Source organism: Streptomyces sp. KL109B (assembly GCF_030766935.1).
In the GTDB taxonomy this organism is placed as follows: Bacteria; Actinomycetota; Actinomycetes; order Streptomycetales; family Streptomycetaceae; genus Streptomyces.
In genome coordinates, this window is record NZ_JASERL010000005.1 from 299,626 (window position 1) to 325,158 (window position 25,533).

Sequence of the window (25,533 nt, forward strand, 5' to 3'; positions counted from 1 at the left end):
GCTCATCGGTCCCATCCGTACGTGGCATCTCGTACACCTCCTGGTGAACGATTCGCGCAGGAGCGTCCCCCCTGCACTCCGAACTCCCTCCCTATCACAGCTTCTTGACGACTCATCAGTGATGCGGCCCGCCCCGCGTGTCGCGCTATCCCTTGACCGCTCCGGCCGCGAGCCCGGAGGAGAGCCGGTGCTGGACGGCGACGAAGAAGATGAGGACCGGCACCGTGACCAGCGTCGAACTGGCCATGACCGGGCCCCAACTGGTCGTATTCTCGCCGAAGAACTGGAAGATGCCGACGGCGGCGGTGTACTTGTCGCTGCTCTTCATGAAGGTGTACGCGAAGACGAACTCGTTCCACGCGGTGATGAACGCGAAGATCGAGGTGGCGACGAGCCCGGGAGCCACCAGCGGAAGCAGCACGGAGCGGAACATCCGCCACCAGGAGCAGCCGTCGATGTACGCCGCCTCCTCGATGTCCTTCGGCACGGTCTGCACGAAGCCGCGCAGCGTCCAGATGGCGAAGGGCAGGGAGAGCGCGGTGTAGACGATGGTCAGGCCCAGCAGGCTGTTGAGCATGTCGTAGTCGCGCATCTGGATGAACAGCGGGATGACGAGCGCTTCGAGCGGCACCATCTGCACGATCAGGACCATGACCAGCACGGACGTGCGGAACTTGAACTTGAAGCGGGCGACCGCGACCGCCGCGAACAGCGCGAGGGCCGCCGAGACCACGACCGTGCCGAGGCCGACGATCGCCGAATTCAGCAAGTACGTACCGAAGTTGCCGCGCTGGAAGACCAGGGTGAAGTGGTCGAAGGTGATGCCGCTGGGGAGCAGCTTCGCGCCGCGGCTGAGGGCGCTCGGGTCCAGGGCCGTGGACACCATCCAGTAGACCGGGAACAGGGCGAAGATCAGCAGCGCGGCGACGGCCACCGGCAGACCGATCTTGGAGCCGAGGGAGGACCGCGTGGTGGCGGGCATGTCGGTGGTGGTCACAGGTCCTCCTCGCCCTGCTTGAACAGGGTGCGGATGTAGATGACGGTGATGGCGAGAAGGAGAAGGGTGAGCAGGACCGCCGCGGCGGCGCCCGTTCCGTAGTCTTCCTTGGCGAAGGCTTCGAGGTACGAGTAGACGCCGAGGTTCTCGACCTGCTCGTTCTGGCCCTGTCCTCCGGGCATCAGGAAGATCTGCGTGAAGACCTTGAAGTCCCAGATGGTCGACAGGATCGTCACCACGACGAACACCGGCTTGATGGCGGGCACGGTGACCTTCCAGAACCGCTGCCAGGCGCCCGCGCCGTCCAGCATGGCGGCCTCGTACAGCTCCTTGGGGATGGTCAGCAGTCCGGCGAAGACGGTGATCGCGACGAACGGGAAGCCGTGGTGGACGACGTTGAGGGTCCCGATCGCGTAGAAGGAGAGCCGGTCGGTGAACCAGTTGCTGGAGTCGGAGCCGCCCACCAGGGAGCTGAACAGGCCGTCGCCCGGCTGGAACAGCCAGATCCACACGTAGGTTCCGGTCACCGCGGGCATCGCCCAGGCCGCCATGATCGCGGTGGAGCAGATGGTCCGCCAGACCGGGCCGAGCCGGTTGAGAAGCAGGGCGATGGCGGTGCCGAGCGCCACCGTCAGGCCGACGCAGGCGACCGCGAAGAACACGGTGTTCGGCAGCACCGTCTTCCAGAGCAGATCGCCGCTGAGCAGATCGACGTAGTGGTCGAACCCGGTGAAGGTGGCGACGCCGCCGCCGAACTGCACCTCGTAGTCCTGCAGCGAGAGGATCCCGACCTGGATCATCGGCCAGAGCAGCAGTCCTGCGAGGACGACGAGGGAGGGGGCGAGCAGCAGCCAGGGCCGGGTCAGGGCGGTCAGGCGCTTACGCCTCAGGAGGCGTTCGGACTCGGGTGAGGGCACGGGCGGCCGACCGCCCGTGTGCTCCGGGGCCTCCACGGCCTTGGTGGCGAGCGTGCGATTCATGGAGCTCACAATGTTCGGAAGTACGGGGAAGCTTGGGCGGCTTGGCGCGGCGCGGCGCGGCGTGGCGCGGCGTGGCGCGGCGTGGCGCGGCGTGGGAGTGACTCGCCGTACGACCGTGGGGTCACTCGCCACGACCGCCGGAGTCACTCGCCGTACGAAGGTGACGGCCACGCGCCGGGCGACGGTGACGGCCACTCGCCATGCGACGGTGGCCGCCATTCGCCGTGCGCGACGATGAGTGCCACGCGCCATGCGGCGGTGGCCGCCGCTCACCATGCGACGGTGGCGTCACTCGCTCTTCGCGAAGATGGCGTCCATTTCCTTGGCCGCCTTGTCGGCCGCCTGCTGCGGCGTGGACTTGCCGGAGAGGATCGACTGGACCATCTTCGGCACCACCTGCGTGGCCTGGATCTCGGTGTACGACTTGGCCTTGGGGACGCTCGCGCCGGCGTCCTTGAACTGCGTGACGAACGGCTTGACCAGCGGGTCGTCCCCGTCGGGCATGTTGTCGAGGTCGGTGTTGGTGGGCGGCAGGTAACTGGACTGCTCGGCCCACTTCTTGGCGAACTTGCCGGTGGTGAGGAGCTTGATGAACTCCCACGACAGCGCCTGCTTGTCCGTCTTGAACGCCGAGAGGTAGGAGCCGCCGAGGAACGACGGGGACATGCCGCTCTTCTGGCCGGGGATCGGGACGGCGCCGAGCTTGCCCTTGAGGTCGGGGTTGGCGGCCATGAAGGCCTTCGGCGTCCAGTTGCCCGAGAGGGACATGGCGACCTCGCCCTTGTTCCAGGCGTCGCCGACCTCCTTCTCGGTCCAGGTGTTGACCTTGGCCGGGGAGAGCTTGTCCTTGCGGGCGAGGTCCGTGTAGTACGTGATGCCCTCGACGGCCTTCTTCGAGTTGATGGCCGACTTCCACTTGCCGCCCTTCTGCACGGCGAGCTGGCCGCCCGCGCCCCAGATGAAGGGCGCGGCGAACATCTCCGCGCCGCCGGCGACGGGGAAGGCGAGCATCTTCGGCTCGTCCTTCTTCAGCTTCAGGGCGGCCGAGCGCAGCTCCTGCCAGTTCGTCGGGGGCTTGAGGCCGTGCTTCTCGAAGATGTCCTTGCGGTAGAGGACCGAGCGCACTCCCGCGTACCAGGGCATGCCGTACTGCTTGCCGTTCAGGGTTCCGGCGTCCTTGAGGGAGGAGACGAGGTCGTTGGTCAGGCCTGCCTTCTCGACCTCCTTGGAGACGTCGACGAGCGCCCCCTTGTCGGCGAAGCCGGGAACCCAGGTCGTACCGACCTCCGCGACGTCGGGCACCTGGTCGGCGCCGCCCTCGATGGCGGTGGTGAACTTCCGCTGGGCGCTGGCCCACTGCTGGTACTCGACCTTCACCTTGGCGCCGGTCTTCTTCTCGAAGGCGGCGGAGGCCTCCTTGAAGAAGGGCTTCGCGTCCGGGTTGGTCCCCTCCATGACCCAGACGGTGAGCGTCTTGCCCTTGCCGTCGGTCCCGTCCTCCGCGTTGCTGCCACCCCCTCCACACGCGGTGGTGGCCAACCCGAGTGCCAGGACGGTGCTGGTGGCTGCGATGACGCGTCGGTTCATGGGTGGTGGCTCCTCTTACAGCAGTACAGCAGGGAAGTGATGTTGCCCGTGGGCACGGAGATTCTCATCACGTTCTCACCAGGAGGTCTAGACCCCTCTTGAAGTGGCGACTGAACCGTGATGCGCGTTGCAAACCGTGCAGTCCGTGGCAGTCCGCGCGGCCGGAGCGGACGGCTCCGGCCGGCGGTCGATGAACCTCGAAGGCGCGCCGGCCGGGTCAGCGGTCGATCTTCACCTCGGCGCCGGTGCGCGCCGACTCGTAGACCGCGGTGAGCATGCGTGCCATCTCAAGGCCCTGTTCCGCGGTGGCGTCGGCGGGGATCTCGTCCCGGCAGATCCGCAGGAAGTGGTCGATCTGGTTCGCGAAGCCGACCTTGAAGTCGAAGCCGAGCGAATCGATCTGCGGCCGCACCTGCAGGAGGGTGTCGTGCCGCTCGGTGAACATCAGCAGCTCGGGCTCGATCTCCGCGCCGCCCTTGTCACCGTGGATGCGCACACTGATCTCGTTGCGCGCGTGCAGCGAGTACGAGGTCTCCACATCGAGCACCTGCCCGTCCTCGAAGCGGATCTGCGCGGTGACGTAGTCCTCCACGGTGTTGGCGCGGGCCGCCGACGCGGCCCGGTACCGGGTGAGGTTCTGTATGTTGTCCCGCGCGCCGAGCGGCGCGAACGTCGCGCCGGATACGGAGACCGCCTTCGGCCGGCCCATCAAGTACCAGCACAGGTCGATGATGTGGACGCCCAGGTCGATCAGCGGGCCGCCGCCCGAGAGCTCGGCGTCGCCGAACCATCCACCCGGGTTCCCGGCGGCGCGCAGGAGCGTGGCGCGTGCGGCGTAGATGTCACCGAACTCGCCCGCGTCCAGGAATCTCTTCGTCACCAGCGCGTTCGGCGCGAACCGTCGTACGTATCCGATCTGCAGCGCACGCCCGGTCTCCTCGACGGCCCGCACCAGCGTCTCGGCCTCGGCGACGGTGACCGTCATCGGCTTCTCGACGAGTACGTTCTTCCCGGCGCGCAGTGCCGCTTCGGCGATCGGGGCGTGCAGCGTGTTCGGCACGCAGACGCTGACGGCGTCGATGTCCGGGTCGGAGAGGATCTCGTCCACGTTCGCCGTGGCGCGCGGCACGGCGAACTGTTCGGCGCGGGCCTTCGCACGTTCCACGTCGATGTCGCAGACGGCGACCAGTTCGGCCCGGTCGTTGCGCTGGTAGGCGCTCAAGTGCTCGGTGGCGATGGCCCCGAGGCCGATCACCGCGATCCGCGTCGTCATGTCAGTCCACGTCATGTCAGGCCACGTCATGTCAGGCCACGCCTTCCGCCAGTCGAAGAATGTTCGCGATTGATCGCTCGATGGCGGGAAGCGGCTCTTCCATGCCCTCGAACTCCAGGCTCACCGGCACGTCGGGCTTGGTCGCGACCAGCGCCAGCAGGCCGGGCAGGTCGACGTCGCCGTGGCCCGCGACCGTGCCCAGCAGGTGGTCACCGGCGAGCGTCTTCAGCCAGCCGTCCCCAGCGGAGCGGCGAATGTGGAAGTCCTTCACGCCGATCGACGCCGACACGTCGATCAGATCGGCGGCGGTCTTGCCCGGCACCTCGCCGACACACAGGCCGTTGCCGAGGTCGAGCGTGACGCGGAAGTTCGGGCGGTCCACCTCGTGCACGAGCCGGGCGAGCCGCTCGCCGCCGTTCATGAAGAAGCCGTGGTTCTCGATGGTCGACACCATGCCGAGTTCCGCGGCGTGGTCCGCGACCGCGCGGCACCCCTCGACGACCTTCGCGAAAGTCGACTCGAACTCCCCCGGGTCCGCCTCCCGCCACGCCCACGGCGCGACGTCGTGCCGGAAGATCCGGGCGCCGAAGCGGTGCGCGACGTCCAACTGCCGCCGAAGCCGGTCCACCTCCTCGCCGTCCCCCGCCCGCAGATCGCCACTGACCAGGTAATTCACGATCGGTACGCCGACGCTCTCGGCGTGCTTCGCCGTGTCACGCACCACCTGTTCGTTCTCCAGGTAGTACGCGCCGTCCGGCGCGGCGATCTCGATGTGCCCGGCCCGCGAGGCCGCGACCCAGTCCAGGACACCGATCAGGTCCATCTCGCCGCTGCTCATGAGCCGGCGGAAGCAGTACGAACTGACCCCGAGCTTCACTTGGCAATCCCCTCCACGTCATGAGTGATGTCGTCAGTAATGTCGTGCGTGATGTCGTGCGTGATGTCGTGCGTAATGCGGGCCCACGGGCTGGGACAGCCGTGAACTCCGTAGATATCTGAACCGCATTGGTCGAACGCGTTGCCGGCCGCGCCGAGCACCACCGCCTCGCGCCCCAGCACGGACGCGACGAACGCCGGACGCTCGTCGAAGACCAACTCCCTCTGGACCGCGGCTTCGAGCGGCCGCAGCAGCGCTCCTGTGTCCTTCGCCGCACCGCCACGCACGACCACGACCTCGGGGTCGACCACCAGCAACACGGTCGCGATCCGCGCGGCGATCTGCGCGCAGAAGTCCTCGATCTCCGCCTGCGCTTCGGCGTCGCCCGCGGCGGCCGCGCTCAGCACCTGCGCGCTCGTCGGGCGCGACGACCAGACCAACTGCCCGCGCCGCGCGTTCCGCGTCCAGCGCATGCCGCGCTGCGCGCCGAGTTCACCCGCGAGGCGATGACTGCCCTGCCGGATCGACCCGTCCAGAACGATCGACACGGACAGTCGACGGCCGATCTGCAGATAGACCACATCGGAGTACCCGCGCCCCGCGCCCTCGCGCTGCTCCGCGAGTCCGGCCAGCCTGATGTCGTTGTCCACGACCACGGGCTTGCCGAGATCCTTCGTCAGCAACTCCGCGACCGGCAGGCCGACCAGGTCCGGAATCGCGAGGCTGGCCCGCAACCGCCCGTCCGTCTCGACGACCCCGGGCAGTGCGAGACCGACCGCGCGCAGCCGCCCGAGGTCGAGCTCGCCGGCCGCGGCGGCGTCGAGCGCACGCGGGATCAACGCGAGGTCGGCCTGCCCGCGCGGCTCCACTTCGGCGTAGCCCGCCCGGCGCCCGGACAGGTCACAGATGATCGCGCGCGCCCCTCGGGGCCCCAGGTCCACACCGGCCACAAGACCGACCTCCCGCGCGAACCGAAAGGCCCGCGCGGGCCGCCCGGGACCGGCCGTCGCCGGGTCGATGACCTCGACAAGGCCGACCCCGACGAGGTCGTCGAGCACGGCACGCACCGTCGGCCGCGACAGCTCGGTGGCCTCACTGATCACGCCGATCGTGCGCGCCTCGTCGACGTCCGCCAGGAAGCGCAGACACGCGACCTGATTGACCGAGCGCTCCGCCTGAGCGGCCCCCCGTGCAGTGTCCATGGACCCCAACCTCGTATGGAAACCGGCTTTAATAAATACGGTATCGGAATCGCTGGAGGGGAGACAAGACTTGACATCAGGGGGTCGCGGCGCCGCTGCCCGCTACAGCACGAGAGCGAGGTAGCCCAGCAGGTACGCGCCCGCGAAGATGCCGGGGACCCACCGCTCGACATGGTTGAGCGGCAGGTACACCCGCCAGTCGGTGCCCTGGCGGAGCGCCTGCCACTCGGCCTTCCAGAAGGCGCCGGCCGGCAGCCGCTCCTCAAGGGCGCCGATCACCGCGAACTTCCCCTGGTTGAGCTGCCGGTAGGAGCGGACGGTGAACCACCAGGCGGCGCACAGCGTGATGAGCACGATCAGTCCCGCCGACAGCACCCACGCGCTGCGCGGCGCGCTCTGCGGGCCCTTGGTGAGCCAGGCGGAGAGGAACGCGGCCAGGCCGCTGTGCAGGGTGAGGAAGAAGGTGTTGGCCTGGTTCCTTCTGGCGCTGACCCGGTCGGCCATTTCGACGCACAGCTTGTACTGCTCGAATATCGCGCTCTGGTAGGCGCCCCGCGTGTCGTTCGCGTACGCGTCGGGCCCCACGTCGGGGTTCCACAGGGTCTCGCCGATGTCGCCCACGCCGCCCTCGCACCCCCAGTCGCAGCCGTTCGTGCCAGGGTAGGCGTGTTCCGCGGTTTCGTCGGGGGCCTTTTCATCGGAAGCTTTGCCATCGGACCTGTCTCAGGTGCCGCGTTCCGCGCCGGGCGGCCATACGACGTCGACCGGGACGCCCGCCGCTCGGGCCGCGAGAACGGCGTCGGCGGTGCCACCGCCCTTGCCGGTGGGAGGCGCGCCGTTCCAGACGGCGACGAGCCGGTCGGCGCGCTCCAACAGGGCCGCGTTCGCGGCCTCGTAGGCCTGGCGGTCGGCCGTCTCGTAGGGGAGAACGACGACGTCGTCGGCGGCCTCGACGAGCCGGTCGAAGGCGGGCGCGTGGGCAGGACCGACGACGTGCCGGCGGTAGTCGCGGGAGGGCAGGACGACGGTCAGCCGGCCGCCGGCGGCGAGGACGGCTTCCGCGAACACGGTGTCGGCGCCCGCGGCGAGGCAGGAGACGCCGGCCAACGGACCGTCCTGGGCGCAGCGTTCGAGCAGGGTGTCCAGAGCGGCGCGGACCAACTGGACGGTGTCCTCGGTGAGATCCATGTGCCCGGTCACCACGATGGTGGTCACGGTTTCGCTCTCCCCTGCCGTGCCGTCGGCCCGACCCGCTGCCGGACTCCGACTGCCGTACCGGCAGCTGACGGGGGATCATAACGCGTACGTCACGCACCGGTTCGGTCTCCGCGCACCGGACGGGGGACGCGCCACGGACGGACGCTCAGCGGTCCAGCACCTCATGGCCGCCCCGCGCGGCCCGCGCACCCCGGATTGCCCACACCGTGACCACCGCGTACAGCAGGGCGATCGCGAGCGGGAACACCCAGTCCTTTCCCAGGACATCGAAGAACTCGTCGTGGACGCCGACGACCGGCCCCGTGAACGAGGTGGCCGCCACGAACGGCAGCCCGACGCCCACCGCCCGCACCCGGGCGGGCACGGCGCCGACCAAGGCGTCCACCAGGGCCGGTGCGCAGCCGACGACCAGGAGCGCGTCGGCCCAGTGGAGAGACGTGGCGAGCGCGCCGGGGCCGTTGCTCGCGGCAGCCTCGGCCGCACGGACGAGCGTGAGTCCGGCGCAGCAGGCCACGAGCAGCGTGCCGCGCGGCAGCCGGTCCGCCAGCAGACCGAACAGCGGGAGGGTCAGCAGGAGCAGTCCGTAGAGCGCGAAGGTCTGGTTCGTCGAGAGATCGAGGACGCCGGAGGGGATGTCGGCGGGGGCGCTCCCCATGGCGTAGAGACCGAACTCCAGCGCCAGACCGGCCAGTAGGACGGCCGCCGTGGCCCCACGGTGGCGCCGCAGCGCCTCGAACAGTCCTCGTTCGGGCGCCGCGAACTGCCGTGGCCCACGCGGCTCGGTCAGTCCGCGGCGCAGCCACAGCGCTACGGCGGTGAGCGCGACGACGACCGACAGCACCACCCCACGCCCGGCGCCTTCGTAGAGGTCGGTGGAGGCCCCCTCCAGAACCGCGTGGATCAGATACACGCCGAGGAGGTAACAGCCGAGGAGCGTGGCACGGCGGCCGGGCCTTGCCGACTCGGCGAGCAGGACGGCGCCGAGGGCGAAGTCCCCGCCGTACGCCAGCGTGAAGCACGAGAACGCGATCAGTACGCCGGCCATCGCCACCGCCGAACCCGGGTCCGGGTCGGGCGCGAGTGCCAACGGCGCCAGCCCCATGACCGACGCGGTCAGCAGCGCCGCCGGCCGTCGCCCCCAGCGGTCGGCAACGGCACCGACCAGCAGTGCGCCTACGGGATCGAGGACGAACCACGGCCCCGCCAGCAGTCCGGCCCCCGCTCCGTCCGAGCCCAGTTGGGAGGACCAGCCGGTGAACGCCCCGTACGCGAGTCCGTGGACGCAGATGCCCGTGAGCATCGCGGTCAGCGCCCGGTACCGCTTTCTCCGTGTGATGGCGGTGGCGGGCGGCGGGCGCAGGCCCAGTCGTCCGAGGGCCCGCTGGAACAGCGTCCACAGTTGGAGCCGTACGTCCTCGTTGAGGCGGCCCCTGATCCGGGTGCGGGTGACCGCCAGGTCCACGGGCAGCAGCGTCGGCCGCCAGTCGTCGTCGAAGACGATGAGTCCCTTGAGCGGGTAGCCGCCGATCCAGCGCCGGGGACGGGCGGGTTCGGGCAGGTCGGGAAGGTGACGTCCGGCGGGCAGCAGCCGGTCGGCGACGGTGCGGAACACCGCGTACTCGGCCGGATCCGAGTAGACCAGCACCACCAGCCGGGCGGGGGCGCAGCGCCGCACCGCCTGCCCGAACTCCCAGAGCGTGCCGCGGGCGGGACCGGTTCCGAGGACGACGAGCCCGGCGCGCTCCATGAGGGCAAGGACGGTCGGCTCCCAGTTGTCCCAGGGCAGATAGACGCGGGCGGCGCCGGGCGGCGGCAGTTCGTCCTCGGGGTGGCCGACCGCGATGAGCCGGCCCGCCGGCGCGAGCGTGCCGGAGAGCATCTCCTCGACGGTGAGCGTGGACCCGGTGGTGTTGACGTAGTGCGGCCGGGAGTCGAGCCCGACGGGCTGATCGGCGATCACACCGTCCTTGTCGAACGGACGCAGATAGAGGGCGTACGGCCGACTCAGGCAGTCGGCCAGGGAGGACGGCAGGACGACGCGGTGGCGGCGGCCGTGCCGCAGCAGCCGTGGCGCCAGGACCTGCGCGATCCGCGCGCCGATGACCCAGGCGGCGCACTGTCCGAGCTCACCCCAGCCGAACTCGTCCAGGAACTGGACCCCGACCACCAGCCCGGCCAGCTCCCACAGCGCCTTCAGATACCCGGCCACGGCGGCAAGGTTGAGAAGCACGCCCCCGACCCGGCAGAGCTGCCCGAACCACGGGTTCGGCCGCCGCCGCGGCCGCCCGAACTCGGGTGGCACACCGGCCGCGACCCCCAGCTCCGGCACCTCGGGCACGGCAGTCGGCGCGACCGCGTCCTGCGCCGTCCCACCGATCCGTAGAACGAGCACCAGATCGACCCGCCGAAGCCCCAACTGACACAGCACAGCCACCACGAGGGCACACACGGCGACGAGCGGCGCACGGTCGAAGCCACTCATGTCACGCAGCGCGAGCTTCTCGGAAACCTCACGACGCACCTCGTCGTGGACGAGCGGCGCCGCGACGACGCTCAGCAGCCCCTCCCCCACGCACAACACCCACGCCAACGCCCTGAACAGCGCGAGAACCGTCCCCACCGCACCCCACCCGGCCGTGCCCCACGCGCCCCGGCGCCCCTCACGCCGAGCACCGCGCAACAGAGGACCACGGCCCCTCAGGTGCAGCATGCTTCCGGTCACGCCCCGGCACCCTCCCCTTCACCGAACAATGGGCATCCCGTTCCATACCCGGTACGGGGCGGCCCAACTCGACGATGTGTCAGGCCCCTTGCCGGGGCAGTGGAGACGATCTAGCGTTGCGTGCCGCACGCATGACAACGATGTCCAAGAGTGGTGGCACGGCGGGAGTGGCAGTGCATTCAACGCGATACGTACCGACCCGGAGCGGTCCCGGGAGCCGGCGTCCCAGGAACCGGCGTCCCAGGAACCGGTGGAGTAACCGGTGGAGGAACCGGCTCGGGGTGGCCGCGCTCTGTATCGCCCTCACCGCCGCGGGCTCCGCCGGCACCGCCGCAGCGCACGCGACGGACGCGGGGCACGCGGCACACGCGGCACACGCTGCGCACGCGGCGGCAGACGCGGTGCCAAGTCCGGGAGCCGATCTGACGCGCCTGGTCAACCCGTTCATCGGGACCGAGAACGAGGGGCTGACCTTCCCCGCCGCGGGCGCCCCGTTCGGCCTGGTGCAGCAGAGCCCGTTGATGAGGACGGCCGATGGCACGGGGTGCGAGAAGGAGTCCTCCGACACGGTCGTCGGGTTCAGCCAGACGACGATCAACGGGTGCCGGTTCAACTATCTGCCGATGATGCCCACGACCGGCGCGGTGAGCACGACCGACCCGGCCGAGTACGCCTCGAAGTTCAGTCACGCCAACGAGACGACGGGGCCCGACCACTACCGGACGAAGCTCGACAAGTACGGCGTGACCGCCGACTTGACGGCGACCGCGCGGACCGGGTGGCAGAAGTACACGTTCCCGCGCACGAGTCGGGCGAACGTGATGTTCAACTCCGGTGCGGGCGTGTCCCGTTCGGAGATCCACGTCGTCGGCGACCGGACGATCGAGGGGTGGGTCGAGGACTCCAAGAAGACCTACTTCGTCGCGCGGCTCAGCCGCCCGTTCACCTCGTACGGCACGTGGAAGGGCGACGAGCGGAGCCCGGAGTCACGTGACTCGGCGGCCAAGGGGTCCAACGGCGCCTGGGTGTCGTTCGACACGAGGAAGAACGACGCTCCCGTGGTCGCGAAGGTGGGGCTCTCCTTCACCGGTGCCGCCGGCGCCCGCAAGAACCTCGCGGCGGAGTCGGGGAGGTTCGGATTCGACTTCGACGCCGTGCACAAGGCGTTGAACACCAAGTGGAACACCATGCTGCGCAAGGCCGCCATCGGAGGCGGTTCGCACGACCAACAGGTCGCGTACTACACGGCGTTGTACCACTCGCTGCTGGACCCGAACCTGATCGGCGACGTCGACGGCCGCTACGTCGGGGCCGACAAGAGGATCCACACCGCCAGGGACTACACCCCTTACAGCAACCTCTCGCTGTGGGACACCTACCGGACGCAGAACAAGCTGCTCGAGATGCTCGTCCCCAAGGTGGCGCGCGACATCGACAAGTCGATCCTCGCGATCGCGCGGGAGGGCGGCGCGCTGCCGCGCTGGTACCTGGAGGACCAGGAGGGCAACATCATGACCGGTGACCCGGTCACGCCGTTCCTGGTCGAGGGCTGGTCGAAGGGGCTGCTCAAGGGGGCGGACGCCCAGGAGGCGTACACGTACCTGCGGGAGAACGCGACCAAGGTGCCGCCCGCCGACGTCCGCGAGAACGGGCGCGCCGGGGCCGCTTACTACGCGGAGCGCGGCTACGTCCCGTACGGCCTCAACGTCAAGTCCAGCGCCGACTGCGACGGCGGAACGCGCGGCAACTGCTGCCCGACCAAGTCGAACGACAACGACTGCTATTACGGCACCTCGGCCACGCTGGAGTACGCGGCGGCCGACGCGTCGCTTGCGCTGATGGCGAAGGGGCTGGGCCACGAGGGCGACGCCAAGATGTTCGCCGAGCGCGGTCAGGCGTACAAGAACGTCTTCGACAAGCAGACCCGCCAGTTCCGGCCGCGCACCGCGGCCGACGGCACCTGGCTGACGCCGTACGACCCGGTCACGAGCGACCACGCCTTCCACGAGCAGAACGCGAGTCAATACCAGTGGTCGGTGCCCCAGGACCCGGCCGGCCTCATCGCCATGCTGGGCGGCAGCGACGCAGCGAACAGCCGGCTGAACGACTTCTTCGCCTACGACAAGCTCCTCGCCGACCCGGAGGGGACCGCTCGCACGGCCTGGGTCAGCGAGCCGTACGACTACTACGGCTCCACGAAGTACAACCCGAACAACGAGCCCAACATGATCGCGCCGTACCTCTACGCGTGGACCGGGCAGCCCGGCCGCACCGCGACCGTGGTCAAGGCGCAGGAGACGCTGTTCACGAACAGCCCCGGCGGCATCCCCGGCAACGACGACATGGGCGAGATGTCCTCGTGGTACGTGATGTCGTCGCTGGGGCTCTGTCCCACGACCAGTGGCGGGAACTTCGACGTCATCACCACTCCGCAGTTCCCGAACGCCCGCGTGCGGATCGGTGATTACGGGACGGCGCAGGGCGGAACCCTGACGATCTCCGCGCCGGGTAGCAGCATGGCCAACCGCTACATCGCGTCCGCGAAGGTCAACGGCAGGGCCTGGGACAAGGCCTGGGTGGAGCAGGCCGACATCGCCCACGGCGGGCACATCGACTACGACCTGAGCACCGAGCCCACCTCCTGGGCCACGGCCGCCAAGAGCGCCCCGCCGTCGATCAACACGACGTCGAACCCGCAGCACCGGCTCAGCGCCGACGTCGGTCCCGACCAGGTCGTCATGGACCTCACGGCGGATCGCGCCTCGCACCAGCGGGTCGACCTCACCCTGCTGGCCACGGCTCCCCGCACCGCGCGGGTCGCCGTGTCCGCGCACGCGCCGAAGGGGTGGTCGGTGACCCCGGCCCGCGCGACATCGACGGCCGCGTCGAACGGCCTCCCCACCCAGCTGAACAACCGCCTGCGCCTCACGGCACCGGCCGGAACCGAGCCGGGCACCTACAAGGTGTCGGTCACCGCCGAACTCCCGGGAGCCGCCCCGGTCGACAAGGACGTCACTGTGGAGGTCCCGCAAGGCGGAGCACGCTGCGCGGTCCGCACGGACGCCTCGTGCGCCATCGACCTCACCTCCGCCTACAACAACGACGGCGTCGCGACGCTCGCCGCGCCCGGCCAGGGAGACTTCGACGGCAGGGGCACGAGCTTCGCCGCCGACCAACTCCCCGCCCCGGGACCGGTTTCCTTCGACGGCGTGACCTACCAGGCACCCCCGACCTCCGGCACCGCCAAGAACTTCGTCAAGTCGACCGGACAGGCCGTCGCCCTCCCATCCGGCGACTACCACCGCGCCCTCCACATCGTGGGCGCGTCCGACAACGGCAGTACGGGCGCCGCATCGGCCACCGCCGTCGTCACCTACACGGACGGCAGCACCGCGACGGTCCCGCTCCAACTCACCGGCTGGGAGAACAAGTCCCCGGACTTCGACAACGACACCGCGGCCACGACGGCGTACCAACTCAAGCCCGGCACAGGGAAGACCGACACCAAGGCATCCCTCTACGAAACGACCGTCCCCCTCACCCCCGGCAAACACCCCCGCTCCCTCACCCTCGCACCACCGTCCGTACCGGCATGGGTCGCACCCGGATCCGGCGGCCTCGACTGGCAGTACGACAGTGACCTGGAGATCTACGCGATGACGCTGACGCACTGATCGTCGTGGCGGTCGCGCCCTCCCTTGTCACGCGGGAGGGCGCGACGGCGTCACGCGCGGGGGCGGGCGCAGGACCAACAGGACCGGCAAAAATCGGCGGGGCGCGAGTGGATTCACGCGTTCGCCGCCGGACGGTCCGTGTCACGCGGCGCCCTCCCCGGCAGCGGACGCGGCCGCACGGCCTGTTTCATCACGATGGTCGAGTTGAGGCCGCGCACCCCCGGCAGGTGGATGAGTACGGACTCGTAGAGCCGCTGGTACGAGGGCAGGTCGGCGCTGACGACGCGGATCAGGTAGTCCGGCTCGCCGAACAGGCGTTGCGCCTCGATGACTTCGGGGATCCCGGCGAGCGCCGCGTCGAACTCCGTCACCACGTCGGGCCGGCTCAGCGTGGCGAAGAGCAGCACTTCGAAGCCGTACCCCATGGCCGCGGCGTCGACGACGGCTCGGTAGCCGTGGATGATCCCGGCCGCCTCCAGATCGCGGACACGTCGCTGGCAGCGCGAGACGCTCAAACGCACCTTGTCGGCCAGTTCGGTGAGGGTGATCCGCCCCTCGACCTGCAGCGCGGCAACAATTTTGCGATCCATGGAGTCCATGAGCAAATTTCTAGCTCATAGAACCTCCACGTGGGCAAAGTTCACGAACATCTTGTCCCGTGTCGTGGCTAGCATCCAGCCATGGCAACCGAGACCAGCACCGGATCGATATTCGACGCCGTCGTGGACCGCACGAAGTCCAACTCCATGAAGTGGGCCTACGCCCATCAACTGCTCGCGCCCGACGAGGCCGCGGCCGACCCGCTGCCGATGTGGGTCGCCGACACCGACTTCAAGGCCCCGCAGGCCGTGCTCGACGCGCTGCACGAGGCCGTCGACCACGGTGTCTTCGGGTACCCGGGAGGTGCGACCGCCGGCTACCTCGACGCCGTGACCGGGTGGCAGGCCAAGCGGTTCGGCTGGGAGGTGCCCCACGAGTGGGTGCTCCAGACCGCCGGCATCATCACCACCCTCAAGACGGCGGTGCAGGCGTTCTCCGCGCCCGGCGACTCGATCCTGATCCAGCCGCCGGTCTACGCCCACTTCCACGACGACGTCCGCCTCAACGGCCGCCACCTCGCGTACGCCCCGCTGGAACGCACCGACGACGGCTACCGCTTCAACGCCCGTACCTTCGAGGCCGCCATCCGGCCCGACACCAAACTCTTCATCCTCAGCCACCCGCACAACCCGACGGGGAACGTCTGGACCGAGGACGAGCTGCGCACGATGGGCGAGATCTGCGCCCGGCACGGTGTGCTCGTCGTCTCCGACGAGATCCACCAGGACCTCGTCATCAACCCGGACCGCAAGCACATCCCGTTCGCCTCCCTGGGACCGGAGTTCGCCCGGAACAGCATCACGTGTACCGCCCCCAGCAAGACCTTCAACCTCCCAGGACTGCAGAGCGCCAACGCCTTCGTCCCGGACCCTCGACTGCGCGGTGAACTGGCCAGGCAGTACGAGCGCAATGTGTTCCCGCTGGTCAACGTGCTCGGCATGGTCGCCGCCGAGGCCGCCTACGCGCACGGCGAGCCGTGGCTGGAGGACATGCTCGGCTACCTGCGGGGGAACCACGAGCACTTCTCGCGGGAGGTCAACGGCGCCACCTCGAAGGTGCGGGTGCTTCCGGCCGACTCCCTCTACCTGGCGTGGATGGACTGCCGGGAGCTCGGCATGGACGCCGAGGCGCTGGACAAGTTCATGCTCACCAAGGCGCGGCTGTGGCTCGACAAGGGACAGAAGTTCGGGACCGAGGGGCACGGCTACATGCGCGTAAACCTGGGGTGCCCCCGCTCGACCGTCGACGAAGCCATCGGCCGCCTGCTCACCGCGGTGGAGGGCCCGTGAACACCGGTGCGCACCTCAGGGCAGTTGCCCCCGCGTGACGGCGAACCGGTCGCCACGGCCTCGACCGGATCCAACAGCTGCTGAAAACAACGGTGTTCGTCGCCGGCGTCCCCGGGTTCGCCGAGCAGCACCTGGTCGCCAATGGCGCCTCCGACCTGTTCGCCACCGCACTGGGTGAGGCGGGCCGGCATGCCCGCTCCGCCGTCGGTGTCGCCGGGCTGCCCATGGGGGCCCCGGTCGAGGTCGAAGCGGTCTTCGCCACCGCCTGAGACCGCAAGAACCCGCACGGCCCCTTCGTCTGAGCACCACCCTCTTCGCCCAGGGAGCAGTGACATGACCACAAGCGCCGCGAAGGACTTCGACACGTTCGAAAAGGAAGACCTGAAACGGGATCTCAAGAGCCGGCACATCCAGATGATCGCGATCGGCGGCGCCATCGGGACCGGCCTGTTCTACGGCTCGGGGTCGGCCGTCGCCACCGCGGGCCCCGCCATCGTCGTCACGTACGCCGTCGCGTCCCTGGCCATCTACTTCATCATGCGGGCCCTCGGCGAGATGTCGGTCGAGGAACCGGTGTCCGGCGCCTACATCTCCTACGCCAACCGCTACATCCACCGCTTCGCGGGCTTCCTCAACGGCTGGAACGCGTTCATCTTCCTCCTGGCCACCACCGCCGCCGAGTTGAACGCGCTCGGGCACTACATACAGTTCTGGTTTCCCGCCGTTCCCATCTGGGTGACCGCGGCGGTGGCGGTCACCGTGATGTTCGTCGTCAACGTCGTCGGGGTGAAGTTCTACGGTGAGGCGGAGTTCTGGTTCGCCATCGTCAAGGTCGCCGCGATCGTCGCCCTGATTCTCTTCGGGGCCGCCCTCATCTTCTTCGGCGTCGGAAACGACGGCGTCGCGATCGGCCTCGGCCACCTCCACGACCACGGCGGCTTCCTCCCCGAGGGAGTCGGCGGCGCGTTCCTCGCCCTCGCCATGGTCGCCTTCTCCTTCGGTGGCGTGGAGAACCTCGGCATAGCGGCCGGCGAGACCAAGGACGTCGCCACGACGATGCCGAAGGCCGTCAACGCCACCTTCTGGCGCCTCATGATCTTCTACGTGGGTGCCATCGCGGTCCTCGTCACCGTGTTCCCGTGGACCGCGCTGAATGGCACCGGCAGCCCGTTCGTCACCGTGTTCGCGAAGATCGGCGTACCAGCCGCGGCCACCATCATGAACGTGGTCGTCATCACCGCGGTGCTCTCGGCGGTCAACTCGACCGTCTTCACCAACAGCCGGACCTTCTACAACCTGTCGTTGCAGGGCAACGCGCCGAGGTTCCTCGGCACCGTGAACGACAGGAACGTCCCGTCCCGGGCGGTCGTGGCGGTCTTCGTGACGATGGCCGCGGGTGTGCTGCTCAACCTCCTGATGCCCGGTCAGGTCTTCACGGTCTTCTCGTCCGTCACCGTCTTCGCCCTGCTGTGCGCCTGGGCTTCCATCGTCGTCAGCCACCTCAGGTTCCGGCGGTCCAGGATCCGCGACGGCCGCGCGGACCGGCTCCGCTACAAGATGCCGCTCCACCCTTACAGCAACTACCTCGCCCTGCTGTTCATCGCCGCCGTGCTGGCCTGCATCGCCATCCTCCCGGACACACGTGTCTCGCTGGCCGTCTCCGGCGCCTGGGTCCTGGTGGTGTACGCGGCGTACACCTTCTACACCAGGAACACGAAGCGACGCCCAGCCGAGCAACTCGCCGACGGCCGCTAGCCATACATATTCGCTATACCAGGATTCAGCACGATCCCCTACCGGACCCCACGAGCGGTATCTAACTTGTCCGCATGGTCACGGCGTAAGGCCGCAACCCCGACCACATCCCTTCACTCATTGATCGAGCGAGGTATAACCATGGCGTATCTTCAGATCACTCTCCGGATCGAGCCCGGCAACCGCGCCGCCGCGGCGGGTGTGTACGAGAAGTACAAGCAGACGTTCCTCGACACCGTCCCCGGCGCCACGAGCAAGGAACTGCTCGTGCGCGACGAGGACGTCCAGGTCCTCCACGGATTCGCGACCGTCGCCGACGCGCAGGCCTATCTCGGCAGCGCCCTGTTCACCGACGACGTGGTCACCGCGCTGTCCCCGCTGCTTCAGGCGGACCCCGAGGTGCGTGTCTACGACGCCGCCTGACCGTTTCATCAAGGAGTGCGACATGAGTGACCCGCGCGTCACCCCCTGGCAGGACGGCGTCCAGCCCGCCCCGCCCGCCGAGCTGCTGACGGAGATGCGGGGCCGCCGTCCGAACGGTGAGCTGATCGGCATCGACCGCATGCTGCTGCGCAGCTTCCCCCTCGCCAAGGGGTGGAACGAACTGCTGGGCCGGGTCCGGGCCGACTTCGACCTGGATCTGGAGCACCGCGAGCTGATCATGCTCCGGGTCGCGGTGCTCAACGGCGCCGAGTTCGAGTGGGGCGTGCACTACCCGGCGTACCTCGACGCGGGCGGCACCGAGGAGAAGGCCGTCGCCCTGAAGGACGCGGACACGGTGGCCGGGCTCTTCGACGAGGAGGAGCGCACGCTGCTCGCCCTCACCGATCAGTCCACCCGGCAGGTGGAGGTCGACGCCGAGGTCATCGAGAAGCTGAAGAAGCTGTTCGGTGAGGCGCGCACCGTGGAGGCGGTCGCCACGGTCGCGGCGTACAACATGGTGTCCCGGTTCCTGGTGGCGCTGGCCGTGTGAGACACCAGTCCCGGTCGTCAGGTGACACCACGATCACCTGACGGCCGGCCCGACCGGCTGCAGCCCCGCAGCCCTGCAGCCCTGCAGCCCTTTCAGTCGGACACCTGCGGCTCCGGCACACGTCGCCGGTCCCTGACGATCGACCGGCTCATGGCCGTGACCCCGACCACTGGCCCCACGGCGAGCACCAGCAGCGCGATCCGCCACGACGTGTGCGCCACCAGAACCGGTACGCCCCACAGCGTGAGCGCGGTGGTCAGATAGCCGAGCGCCAGCTGCAGCGACAGGGCCCCGCCCACGTAGTCGGGGTCCGCCCGCTCGGTGACCAGGGCCGAGAACTGCGCGGAGTCCGCCACCACCCAGAAGCCCCAGAACGCGCACACCGCGATGATCACGCCCGACGGCAGTACGTCGAGACCGAGCGCGAGCAGCAGCGCCGCGCCTCCGGAACACAGCAGGCAGACGCGCGCGGCCCACGCGCGCCCCCGACGGTCACTGAGCACGCCGCCGACCAGGCAGCCCACCGCCCCAACTCCGATGCACACGAAGGCGATCGCCGACGCCAGCACGTCGCTGCGGGCGGCGTCCGCGACCACGGGGACGCTCGCCAGCAGCGACGCGACCGTGCCCCACATCGCGTACAGCTCCCACATGTGTCCCACGTAACCGAGGTCGGCCAGCACGACATCGCGGTTGCGCAGCGACCGCAGGGCGCCCCCGATGGTGACCGGGCGGCGCGGGAACGGGTACGGGCCTGGTGAGCGCAGGGCGAGCGCCAGTACGCCGCCGAGCGCGCCCATCAGGGACGTCGCCGCGATGACGAGGTGCCAGTCCACGCCTCCGGCGGCGTTGACGGCGTGCGGCAGCGCCGAGCCGACCGTGAGCGCGCCGATCATGACGCCCAGTGCCTTCCCGCGCCCCGCGCGGAACCACGTCGCGGTCTCCTTCAGCGCCGGCGGATAGACCGCCGCGAGGAAGAATCCGGTGGCGAACCGCAGCACGACCGCGGGCCCGAGGCCGTCGGCCAGGAGCACGCACAGGTTGGCGGCCGCCGCGCCGAGCGCGCCGCCGCACATCAACACCCGGTTCGTCACCCTGTCGGCCAGGCCCGACATCGCCGAGAGCACCGCGCCCACGACGAAGCCGAGTTGCACCGCGACGGTCAGCAACGCCCCGGAGCCGGGGCCGAGTTGCCACTCCTGCTTCAGCTGGGGCAGGACGAACGACGCCGAGAACCACACGCTCATCGACAGCAGCGTGCTCGCCGCGATGACGGCCAACGCGAACCCCGGCGTCGTACGGGACATTCCTCCGCCGCCGCGCTCGGAACGACTCACACCTTCACCTGTTCCCTTCGAGAGCCCTGTCGGACGCTTCCACCCCGGGTGTTACGCCTTGACGCGTCCCGGCCGCAAGCGATCTGTCCGATGCCTTGAACATCAGCAGCAGCAGCGCCGCACCACTCATACAGCCACCGATGAGGGCCAGGACGCCCGCGTTCCCGTAAGCCTCGCTCAGGAATCCGAGCACGGTGTTGGAGGCGAAAGTGGACGCGCTGGAACTGGAGTTGATGATGGCGAGGCCGACGGCGGCCTGGACGCCGGTCAGGTAGATCGAGGGGAGCGTCCAGAAGATGCCGAGGAACGAGGGATACGAGCTGCCGTAGACGATGATTCCGGCGATCCGCACGGCGGTGCTGTCGCCCACGGAGGCGATGACGATTCCGGAGACGGCCAGGCCGATGGGGAGAAGCGCGTGGTACTTGCGCTCACCCGCGTTGTCGGAGTGACGGCTCAGGATCAGCATGACGCCGATGGAGAGCAGGGGCGGAACCATGAGGATGGTGCCCACCGTCGCGTTGCTGAAGGCGTCGGACATCCCTTTCACCACGGTCGGGGCCCAATAGGCCATTCCCTGGGTGCCCGCCTGGAACAGCAGGTAGATCCCGGCCAGGTGCCAGACGCGCAGGCTGCGGAACGCCTGCTTCACGCCGTTGTTCTCCGGCTTGTTGACCTCGCGCTCGGCGGCGAGTTCCGCCGTGAGCCAGTCCTTCTCCGGCCGCGAAAGCCACGTGGCGTGCCGCGGCTGGTTCGTCAGGTAGAAGTAGGCCACGATGCCGAGGACAAGGGCGGGCACACCCTCCAGCATGAACACCCAGCGCCAGCCGGAGTGGCCGAGCCAGGACACATGGTCCATGACCCAGGTGGAGATCGGCCCGGCGGACGCGGTGCCCAGTTGGCTGCCCACGAAGAACAGCGTGACCGCTTTGGCCCGGTACTTCGAGGGCACCCACTGGGACAGGTAGAAGATGATGCCGGGGAAGAAGCCGGCCTCCATCACGCCCAGCAGAAAGCGCAGGACGTAGATCTGCCAGTACGCGGTGACGAAGAAGGTGGCGACGGTGACGGCGCCCCACGTCACCATGATCCGCGAGATCACCTTGTTGGCGCCGAACTTCTCCAGCAGGACGTTGCTGGGGACCTCGAAGAAGAAGTAGCCGACGAAGAAGGCGGCGGCCAGCGAGCCGTAGGCCGCGGCGGAGATGGACAGTTCCTCGCGCATGTCCAGGGCGACGTAGCCGAGGTTCACCCGGTCCAGGATGTTGACGAAGTAGAGGGCCATCAGGAACGGGACGATGCGCCGCAGCACCTTCGTCATCGCTGTGCGCTGGAGTTCCATACAACTCTCCTTTGAGTCGGGAACGGGTGACCGGTCACTTGGACGAGGGGCGCGCGTACCTCTCACGTCGCTCGGACACCGTCTCGACGTAGGCGTTCTCCAGGGCGTACGCGGAGAGTTCATTGCCGAGGCCGGGCAGGTCGGGCACCTCGATGTATCCGTCGACGGGCTGGTGGTCGTGGACGCAGAGGTCCTTGTTCCAGGCCATGCGGTTGAAGACGTGGTGCTCGTGGATGACGAAGTTCGGCAGCACCGCCTCCATGTGCAGGGCGGCGGCGGTCGACAGCGGTGTGCCGCACACGTGCGCCTGCATGCCGATGTCGTACGTGGCCGCCATGTCGCAGATCTTCTTGGCCTCGGTCAGGCCGCCGCAGGTGCCGAGGTCGGGCTGGATGACACCGAGGGTGCCCGCCTCCAGGTAGGGGGCGAAGTCCCACCTGCCGTAGATGCGTTCGCCGCTGGCGAGGGGGATGTCGAGGGCGTCCGCGACCTTCTGGTGCAGCTTGGGGTGGGGCGTGGTCGGCTCCTCGTAGTAGAAGATGCCGTACTGCTCAGCGCGCTTTCCTATCTGTATCGCGGAGGCGGCGTCGGTGAGGGAGTGCGCCTCGATGATGATGTCTCCCGAGCCCACGGCCTCGCGGGTGGCGGCGATCCGCTCCTCGACGAGGTCGAGCGTGGCCGAGGGCAGCAGCCGTGTGGCCTGCTCCGGCACGAAGCGGTTCCCGTCGCCGTCGAAGGTCAAGTAGTCGATCTTCACGGCGTCGTAGCCCTCGGCGAGCGCCTTCTCGCACGCCTCGGTGTAGTCACGTGGGGTGAGGGAGCGGCCGACCTCGTCGCCCCAGCCGTACTGGAGCTGACTGGCGTAGCTGCGCAGCCGCTCGCGCCGCTTGCCGCCCAGGAGTTGGTGGACCGGGACGTCGAAGAACTTGCCCTTGATGTCCCACAGCGCCATGTCGATGGCGCTGATCGCCGCGAAGGCGACGAGGCCACCGTTCTGCGCCCACATCGTCTCCTTGTAGAGCTTGTCCCAGACCACCTCGTTCGCCAACGGGTCCATGCCGACGGCCAGTCCGGCGAAGTCCTTGACCATGCCGAACGCGCCGGACGAGCCGATGGCGTAGGCCATGGCCGCCTCTCCGTAGCCGTAGATGCCGGCGTCGGTGTTGACCCGGCAGACGACGGGGCTCCACAGCGGTCCGCCCGTCCGCACCTTCAGCGACATGACATCAATGCTTGTGATCTTCACGAGGGGACCCTTCGCTCGGGGATGTGTGTGATCCGACGACCGAGCACGCTAGGGAAACTTCCACCGAGTGACATCCAACCGCTCTAGGATCCTTCTATGCGGGAAACGGCTTCCCACTCCGTGGGAAAACTCCAGTCGGTCCAGAACGCCCTGCGCATCGTGCGGCTGCTGCAGCACCAACCGAGCCTTACTGCCGCGGCAGTTGGGGAAGAGCTGGGTCTGGGCACGTCGACGGTGTACCGGCTCCTGGCCACACTCGAGGCCGAGGGCTTCGTCCAACGGGACCGCGTGCAGCGCAAGTACCGGGCGGGGCGCACGCTCATCGCCATCGGGATCGCGGCGGTCGGTGATCTGGACGTGCGCCGCAAGGCCCGCGCGTACCTGGACGGGCTCGCCGCCACCACCGGCGAGACGACCCACCTGTTCATCCTGGAAGGACCCAACGCGCGGATCATCGACAGCGCGGAGGGGTCCAGCGCCGTACGCGTGGCCGCGGACACCGGGCTGCTGGTGGCCACCCATGCCAGCGCCGGCGGCAAGGCGCTCCTCGCCGCGCTGTCCAACAGCGATCTCCACGACCTGTTCCCCCGCGGCCTCCCCCATGTGACGGCGGCGACGCTCACCACCTGGGAGGCGCTGGAAGCCGAGATCGATGTGATCCGCAAACGCGGATACGCGGTCAATCACGGCGAGTTCAACGAGGCCGTCGCGGGAGTGGCGGTGCCCGTCGTCGACCGGGCCAGGCGCCTGGTCGCCGCGCTCGCGCTGGCCATGCCGGTCGAGAGGTACTCCGACGAGCGGGCCCACGAGCTCGCCGAGGAGCTGCGCAAGCAGGCCCGGCTGCTCGCCGACACGTTGATCTGAGCGCCCGGCCCGGTTCCCCGAGTCATCACGCATCCCTCATCACGCATCCCTCATCGCTCATCGCTCATCGCTCAGTACGCAGTCGTACGGGTGCGGCCGCGGGCGAGGAAGAAGCTGAAGACGACGACGGGCAGCACGAGGATCCCCGCGAACGCGTTGAGGCCGCCGAACCCGGTGCTGCCCATGAGCGGCCCGGACAGGCAGGCGCCCACCGCGGCGACGACGTTCATCGCCGTGTCGGCGATGCCCTGCACCCCCGGCCGCAGCGCCGCGGGCGTCGCGTCACTGAGCATCGCGGAGCCCGCCACCAGGCTGAACGACCAGCCGAGGCCGAGCAGGAAAAGACCCGCCATCACCATGGCGGTCGAGCCGCGGCTGAAGCCCGACAGCAGCGCGGAGGCCACGAAGACCGCCTGCCCGGCGAGGGTGACCGACAGGTGGCCGAACCGGTCGGCGAGCCACCCGACGACGGGCGAGAACGCGTACATCCCCAACAGGTGGCCGCTGATGGTGATTCCGACGACCGTGAGCGTCGCTCCGTGCCCCGCCATGCTGACCGGCGTCATCGTCATCACCGCCACCATCACAGTGTTGGCGACGACGATCGCGAGGAGGGCGAAGGCCGCACGTGGTGTGCGGCGCAGGTGGGCGCGGACCAGGCGCAGTGTGCCGACGATCGATTCCGACGCGGCCGGTGCCCCTGTTCCGGTCGCCGACTTCTCCGTCTCTGACTCGGTCCGCTGCCGGGAGAGCAGCAGCGGGTCCGGGCGCAGCCAACCCCACAGCAGTACCGAGGCCACCGTCATGCATCCGGCCGACAGGAGGAACGCCCCGGTCAGCGGGGGCAGTTGGAGGGCCGTGGCGACTGCGGCGCCGGGGTCGGCGAGGTTCGGTCCGATCACCGAACCGATCGTCGTCGACCACACCACGACGGACAGCGCCCGCGCCCTGCGGTGGGGCGGGGCCAGGTCGGCGGCGGCGTACCGGCTCTGCTGGTTCGTCGCACTGCCGATCCCGAACAGCAGCATCCCGAAGGCGAGCAGGGGTATGGACCCGAGCACCGCGGCGCCGACCAGGATGAAGCCGCCGATCGCCGCGGCGAGCCATCCCGCGCTCAACGCGGCGCGGCGGCCCCGGCGTTGGGCGAGGAAGGCGAGCGGTACGCCGACCACGGCGGCGCCCGCGGTGATGGCCGTGCGGGCGAGTCCGGCGTAGGTCTCGCTCTGTGCCACGTCCTCGGCCAGCAGCGAGCCGAGCGAGGAGGCCACCCCGACCCCCACGCCGCCGACGATCTGCGCGGCCGACAGCAGCCGGACCGTCCGCTTCTGGACGGCGACCACGTGCGCTTCGGCCTCCCAGGGCGCGGCCTGCGACGCTGCGGCGTCCGAGGCTGCGGGGTCCGAGGCTGCGGCGTCCGGGGCTTCTTCGGCACCTGTCGCTTCCTTCTGCTGCGGGACGGACATGCGTCAGCAACTCCTCTGCCAATGCGGGTGGTTGACGTACGATCCGGCTGGCGCGGCCGATGCGCGGCGGGCCGGCGCGGGAGATCGTCACGGTAGGTGTGTCACGCGCCCACGCAGTAGACGACCAGGTTGAA

General features: G+C 69.2%; 21 protein-coding genes. 7 read left to right on the forward strand and 14 right to left on the reverse strand.

From position 1 onward, the window contains the following. Positions 1-145: 145 nt before the first annotated feature. From RBJ65_RS19405 to RBJ65_RS19445, 9 genes are all read right to left on the reverse strand, one after another. The gene (locus tag RBJ65_RS19405; protein WP_306317632.1) at positions 146-982 is read right to left on the reverse strand and encodes a carbohydrate ABC transporter permease; all 837 of its coding nucleotides are present in this window, start codon (positions 980-982) and stop codon (positions 146-148) included. Between the two features lie 11 nt (positions 983-993). Then, positions 994-1,977 carry a carbohydrate ABC transporter permease gene (locus RBJ65_RS19410; RefSeq protein WP_306317455.1) on the reverse strand — a complete coding sequence of 328 codons (984 nt, stop codon included), beginning with the start codon at positions 1,975-1,977 and terminating at the stop codon, positions 994-996. Between the two features lie 288 nt (positions 1,978-2,265). After that, positions 2,266-3,564 (reverse strand): sugar ABC transporter substrate-binding protein, encoded by a 1,299-nt coding sequence (locus RBJ65_RS19415; protein WP_306317456.1) that lies wholly within the window; start codon positions 3,562-3,564, stop codon positions 2,266-2,268. 217 nt (positions 3,565-3,781) lie between these two features. Next, positions 3,782-4,852, reverse strand: coding sequence for a Gfo/Idh/MocA family protein (locus RBJ65_RS19420; RefSeq protein ID WP_306317457.1), 1,071 nt, complete (start codon positions 4,850-4,852; stop codon positions 3,782-3,784). Positions 4,853-4,868: 16 nt separating this feature from the next. Continuing rightward, entirely contained in the window at positions 4,869-5,714 is an 846-nt protein-coding gene (locus RBJ65_RS19425) for a sugar phosphate isomerase/epimerase (RefSeq protein ID WP_306317458.1), read from the reverse strand. After that, a complete protein-coding gene (locus RBJ65_RS19430) occupies positions 5,711-6,916 on the reverse strand; it encodes an ROK family transcriptional regulator (protein WP_306317459.1) in 1,206 nt (401 codons plus the stop codon). Before RBJ65_RS19430 ends, RBJ65_RS19425 begins: the two co-directional genes overlap by 4 nt. 102 nt (positions 6,917-7,018) lie before the next feature. Further along, positions 7,019-7,537, reverse strand: a complete 519-nt coding sequence (locus RBJ65_RS19435) for a hypothetical protein (protein ID WP_306317460.1) — start codon at positions 7,535-7,537, stop codon at positions 7,019-7,021. A gap of 102 nt (positions 7,538-7,639) precedes the next feature. Continuing rightward, entirely contained in the window at positions 7,640-8,131 is a 492-nt protein-coding gene (locus tag RBJ65_RS19440) for a hypothetical protein (RefSeq protein WP_306317461.1), read from the reverse strand. Between the two features lie 148 nt (positions 8,132-8,279). Next, complete coding sequence (locus tag RBJ65_RS19445) at positions 8,280-10,754, reverse strand: MFS transporter (protein ID WP_306317462.1); 2,475 nt, start codon at positions 10,752-10,754, stop codon at positions 8,280-8,282. Between the two features lie 383 nt (positions 10,755-11,137). Here RBJ65_RS19445 and RBJ65_RS19450 point away from each other — a divergent pair, with 383 nt between their 5' ends. After that, a complete protein-coding gene (locus tag RBJ65_RS19450; protein ID WP_306317463.1) occupies positions 11,138-14,530 on the forward strand; it encodes a GH92 family glycosyl hydrolase in 3,393 nt (1,130 codons plus the stop codon). Positions 14,531-14,643: 113 nt separating this feature from the next. Here RBJ65_RS19450 and RBJ65_RS19455 read toward each other — a convergent pair whose 3' ends face one another. Next, positions 14,644-15,129, reverse strand: coding sequence for an Lrp/AsnC family transcriptional regulator (locus tag RBJ65_RS19455; RefSeq protein WP_306317464.1), 486 nt, complete (start codon positions 15,127-15,129; stop codon positions 14,644-14,646). An 81-nt stretch (positions 15,130-15,210) separates the two neighbouring features. Here RBJ65_RS19455 and RBJ65_RS19460 point away from each other — a divergent pair, with 81 nt between their 5' ends. From RBJ65_RS19460 to RBJ65_RS19480, 5 genes are all read left to right on the forward strand, one after another. Beyond that, positions 15,211-16,419, forward strand: a complete 1,209-nt coding sequence (locus RBJ65_RS19460) for a MalY/PatB family protein (protein ID WP_306317465.1) — start codon at positions 15,211-15,213, stop codon at positions 16,417-16,419. Between the two features lie 80 nt (positions 16,420-16,499). Next, a complete protein-coding gene (locus RBJ65_RS19465) occupies positions 16,500-16,688 on the forward strand; it encodes a RidA family protein (RefSeq protein ID WP_306317633.1) in 189 nt (62 codons plus the stop codon). Between the two features lie 64 nt (positions 16,689-16,752). Further along, entirely contained in the window at positions 16,753-18,174 is a 1,422-nt protein-coding gene (locus RBJ65_RS19470; RefSeq protein ID WP_306317466.1) for an amino acid permease, read from the forward strand. A 141-nt stretch (positions 18,175-18,315) separates the two neighbouring features. Next, the gene (locus RBJ65_RS19475; protein ID WP_306317467.1) at positions 18,316-18,597 is read left to right on the forward strand and encodes a hypothetical protein; all 282 of its coding nucleotides are present in this window, start codon (positions 18,316-18,318) and stop codon (positions 18,595-18,597) included. Between the two features lie 22 nt (positions 18,598-18,619). Next, positions 18,620-19,147, forward strand: a complete 528-nt coding sequence (locus tag RBJ65_RS19480) for a carboxymuconolactone decarboxylase family protein (RefSeq protein ID WP_306317468.1) — start codon at positions 18,620-18,622, stop codon at positions 19,145-19,147. A 92-nt stretch (positions 19,148-19,239) separates the two neighbouring features. On the opposite strand, the gene RBJ65_RS19485 is transcribed toward RBJ65_RS19480, so the two are convergent. Genes RBJ65_RS19485 through RBJ65_RS19495 form a run of 3 tightly spaced genes read right to left on the reverse strand, consistent with a single transcriptional unit; the run spans position 19,240 to position 23,072 of the window. Next, a complete protein-coding gene (locus RBJ65_RS19485; RefSeq protein ID WP_306317469.1) occupies positions 19,240-20,484 on the reverse strand; it encodes an MFS transporter in 1,245 nt (414 codons plus the stop codon). Between the two features lie 4 nt (positions 20,485-20,488). After that, positions 20,489-21,826, reverse strand: a complete 1,338-nt coding sequence (locus RBJ65_RS19490) for an MFS transporter (protein ID WP_306317470.1) — start codon at positions 21,824-21,826, stop codon at positions 20,489-20,491. A 34-nt stretch (positions 21,827-21,860) separates the two neighbouring features. Next, positions 21,861-23,072, reverse strand: a complete 1,212-nt coding sequence (locus tag RBJ65_RS19495) for a mandelate racemase/muconate lactonizing enzyme family protein (RefSeq protein ID WP_306317471.1) — start codon at positions 23,070-23,072, stop codon at positions 21,861-21,863. Between the two features lie 96 nt (positions 23,073-23,168). Between RBJ65_RS19495 and RBJ65_RS19500 the strand changes: the two genes are divergently transcribed. Continuing rightward, positions 23,169-23,936 carry an IclR family transcriptional regulator gene (locus RBJ65_RS19500; protein ID WP_306317472.1) on the forward strand — a complete coding sequence of 256 codons (768 nt, stop codon included), beginning with the start codon at positions 23,169-23,171 and terminating at the stop codon, positions 23,934-23,936. 71 nt (positions 23,937-24,007) lie between these two features. On the opposite strand, the gene RBJ65_RS19505 is transcribed toward RBJ65_RS19500, so the two are convergent. After that, complete coding sequence (locus RBJ65_RS19505) at positions 24,008-25,399, reverse strand: MFS transporter (RefSeq protein ID WP_306317473.1); 1,392 nt, start codon at positions 25,397-25,399, stop codon at positions 24,008-24,010. Between the last annotated feature and the right edge of the window lie 134 nt (positions 25,400-25,533).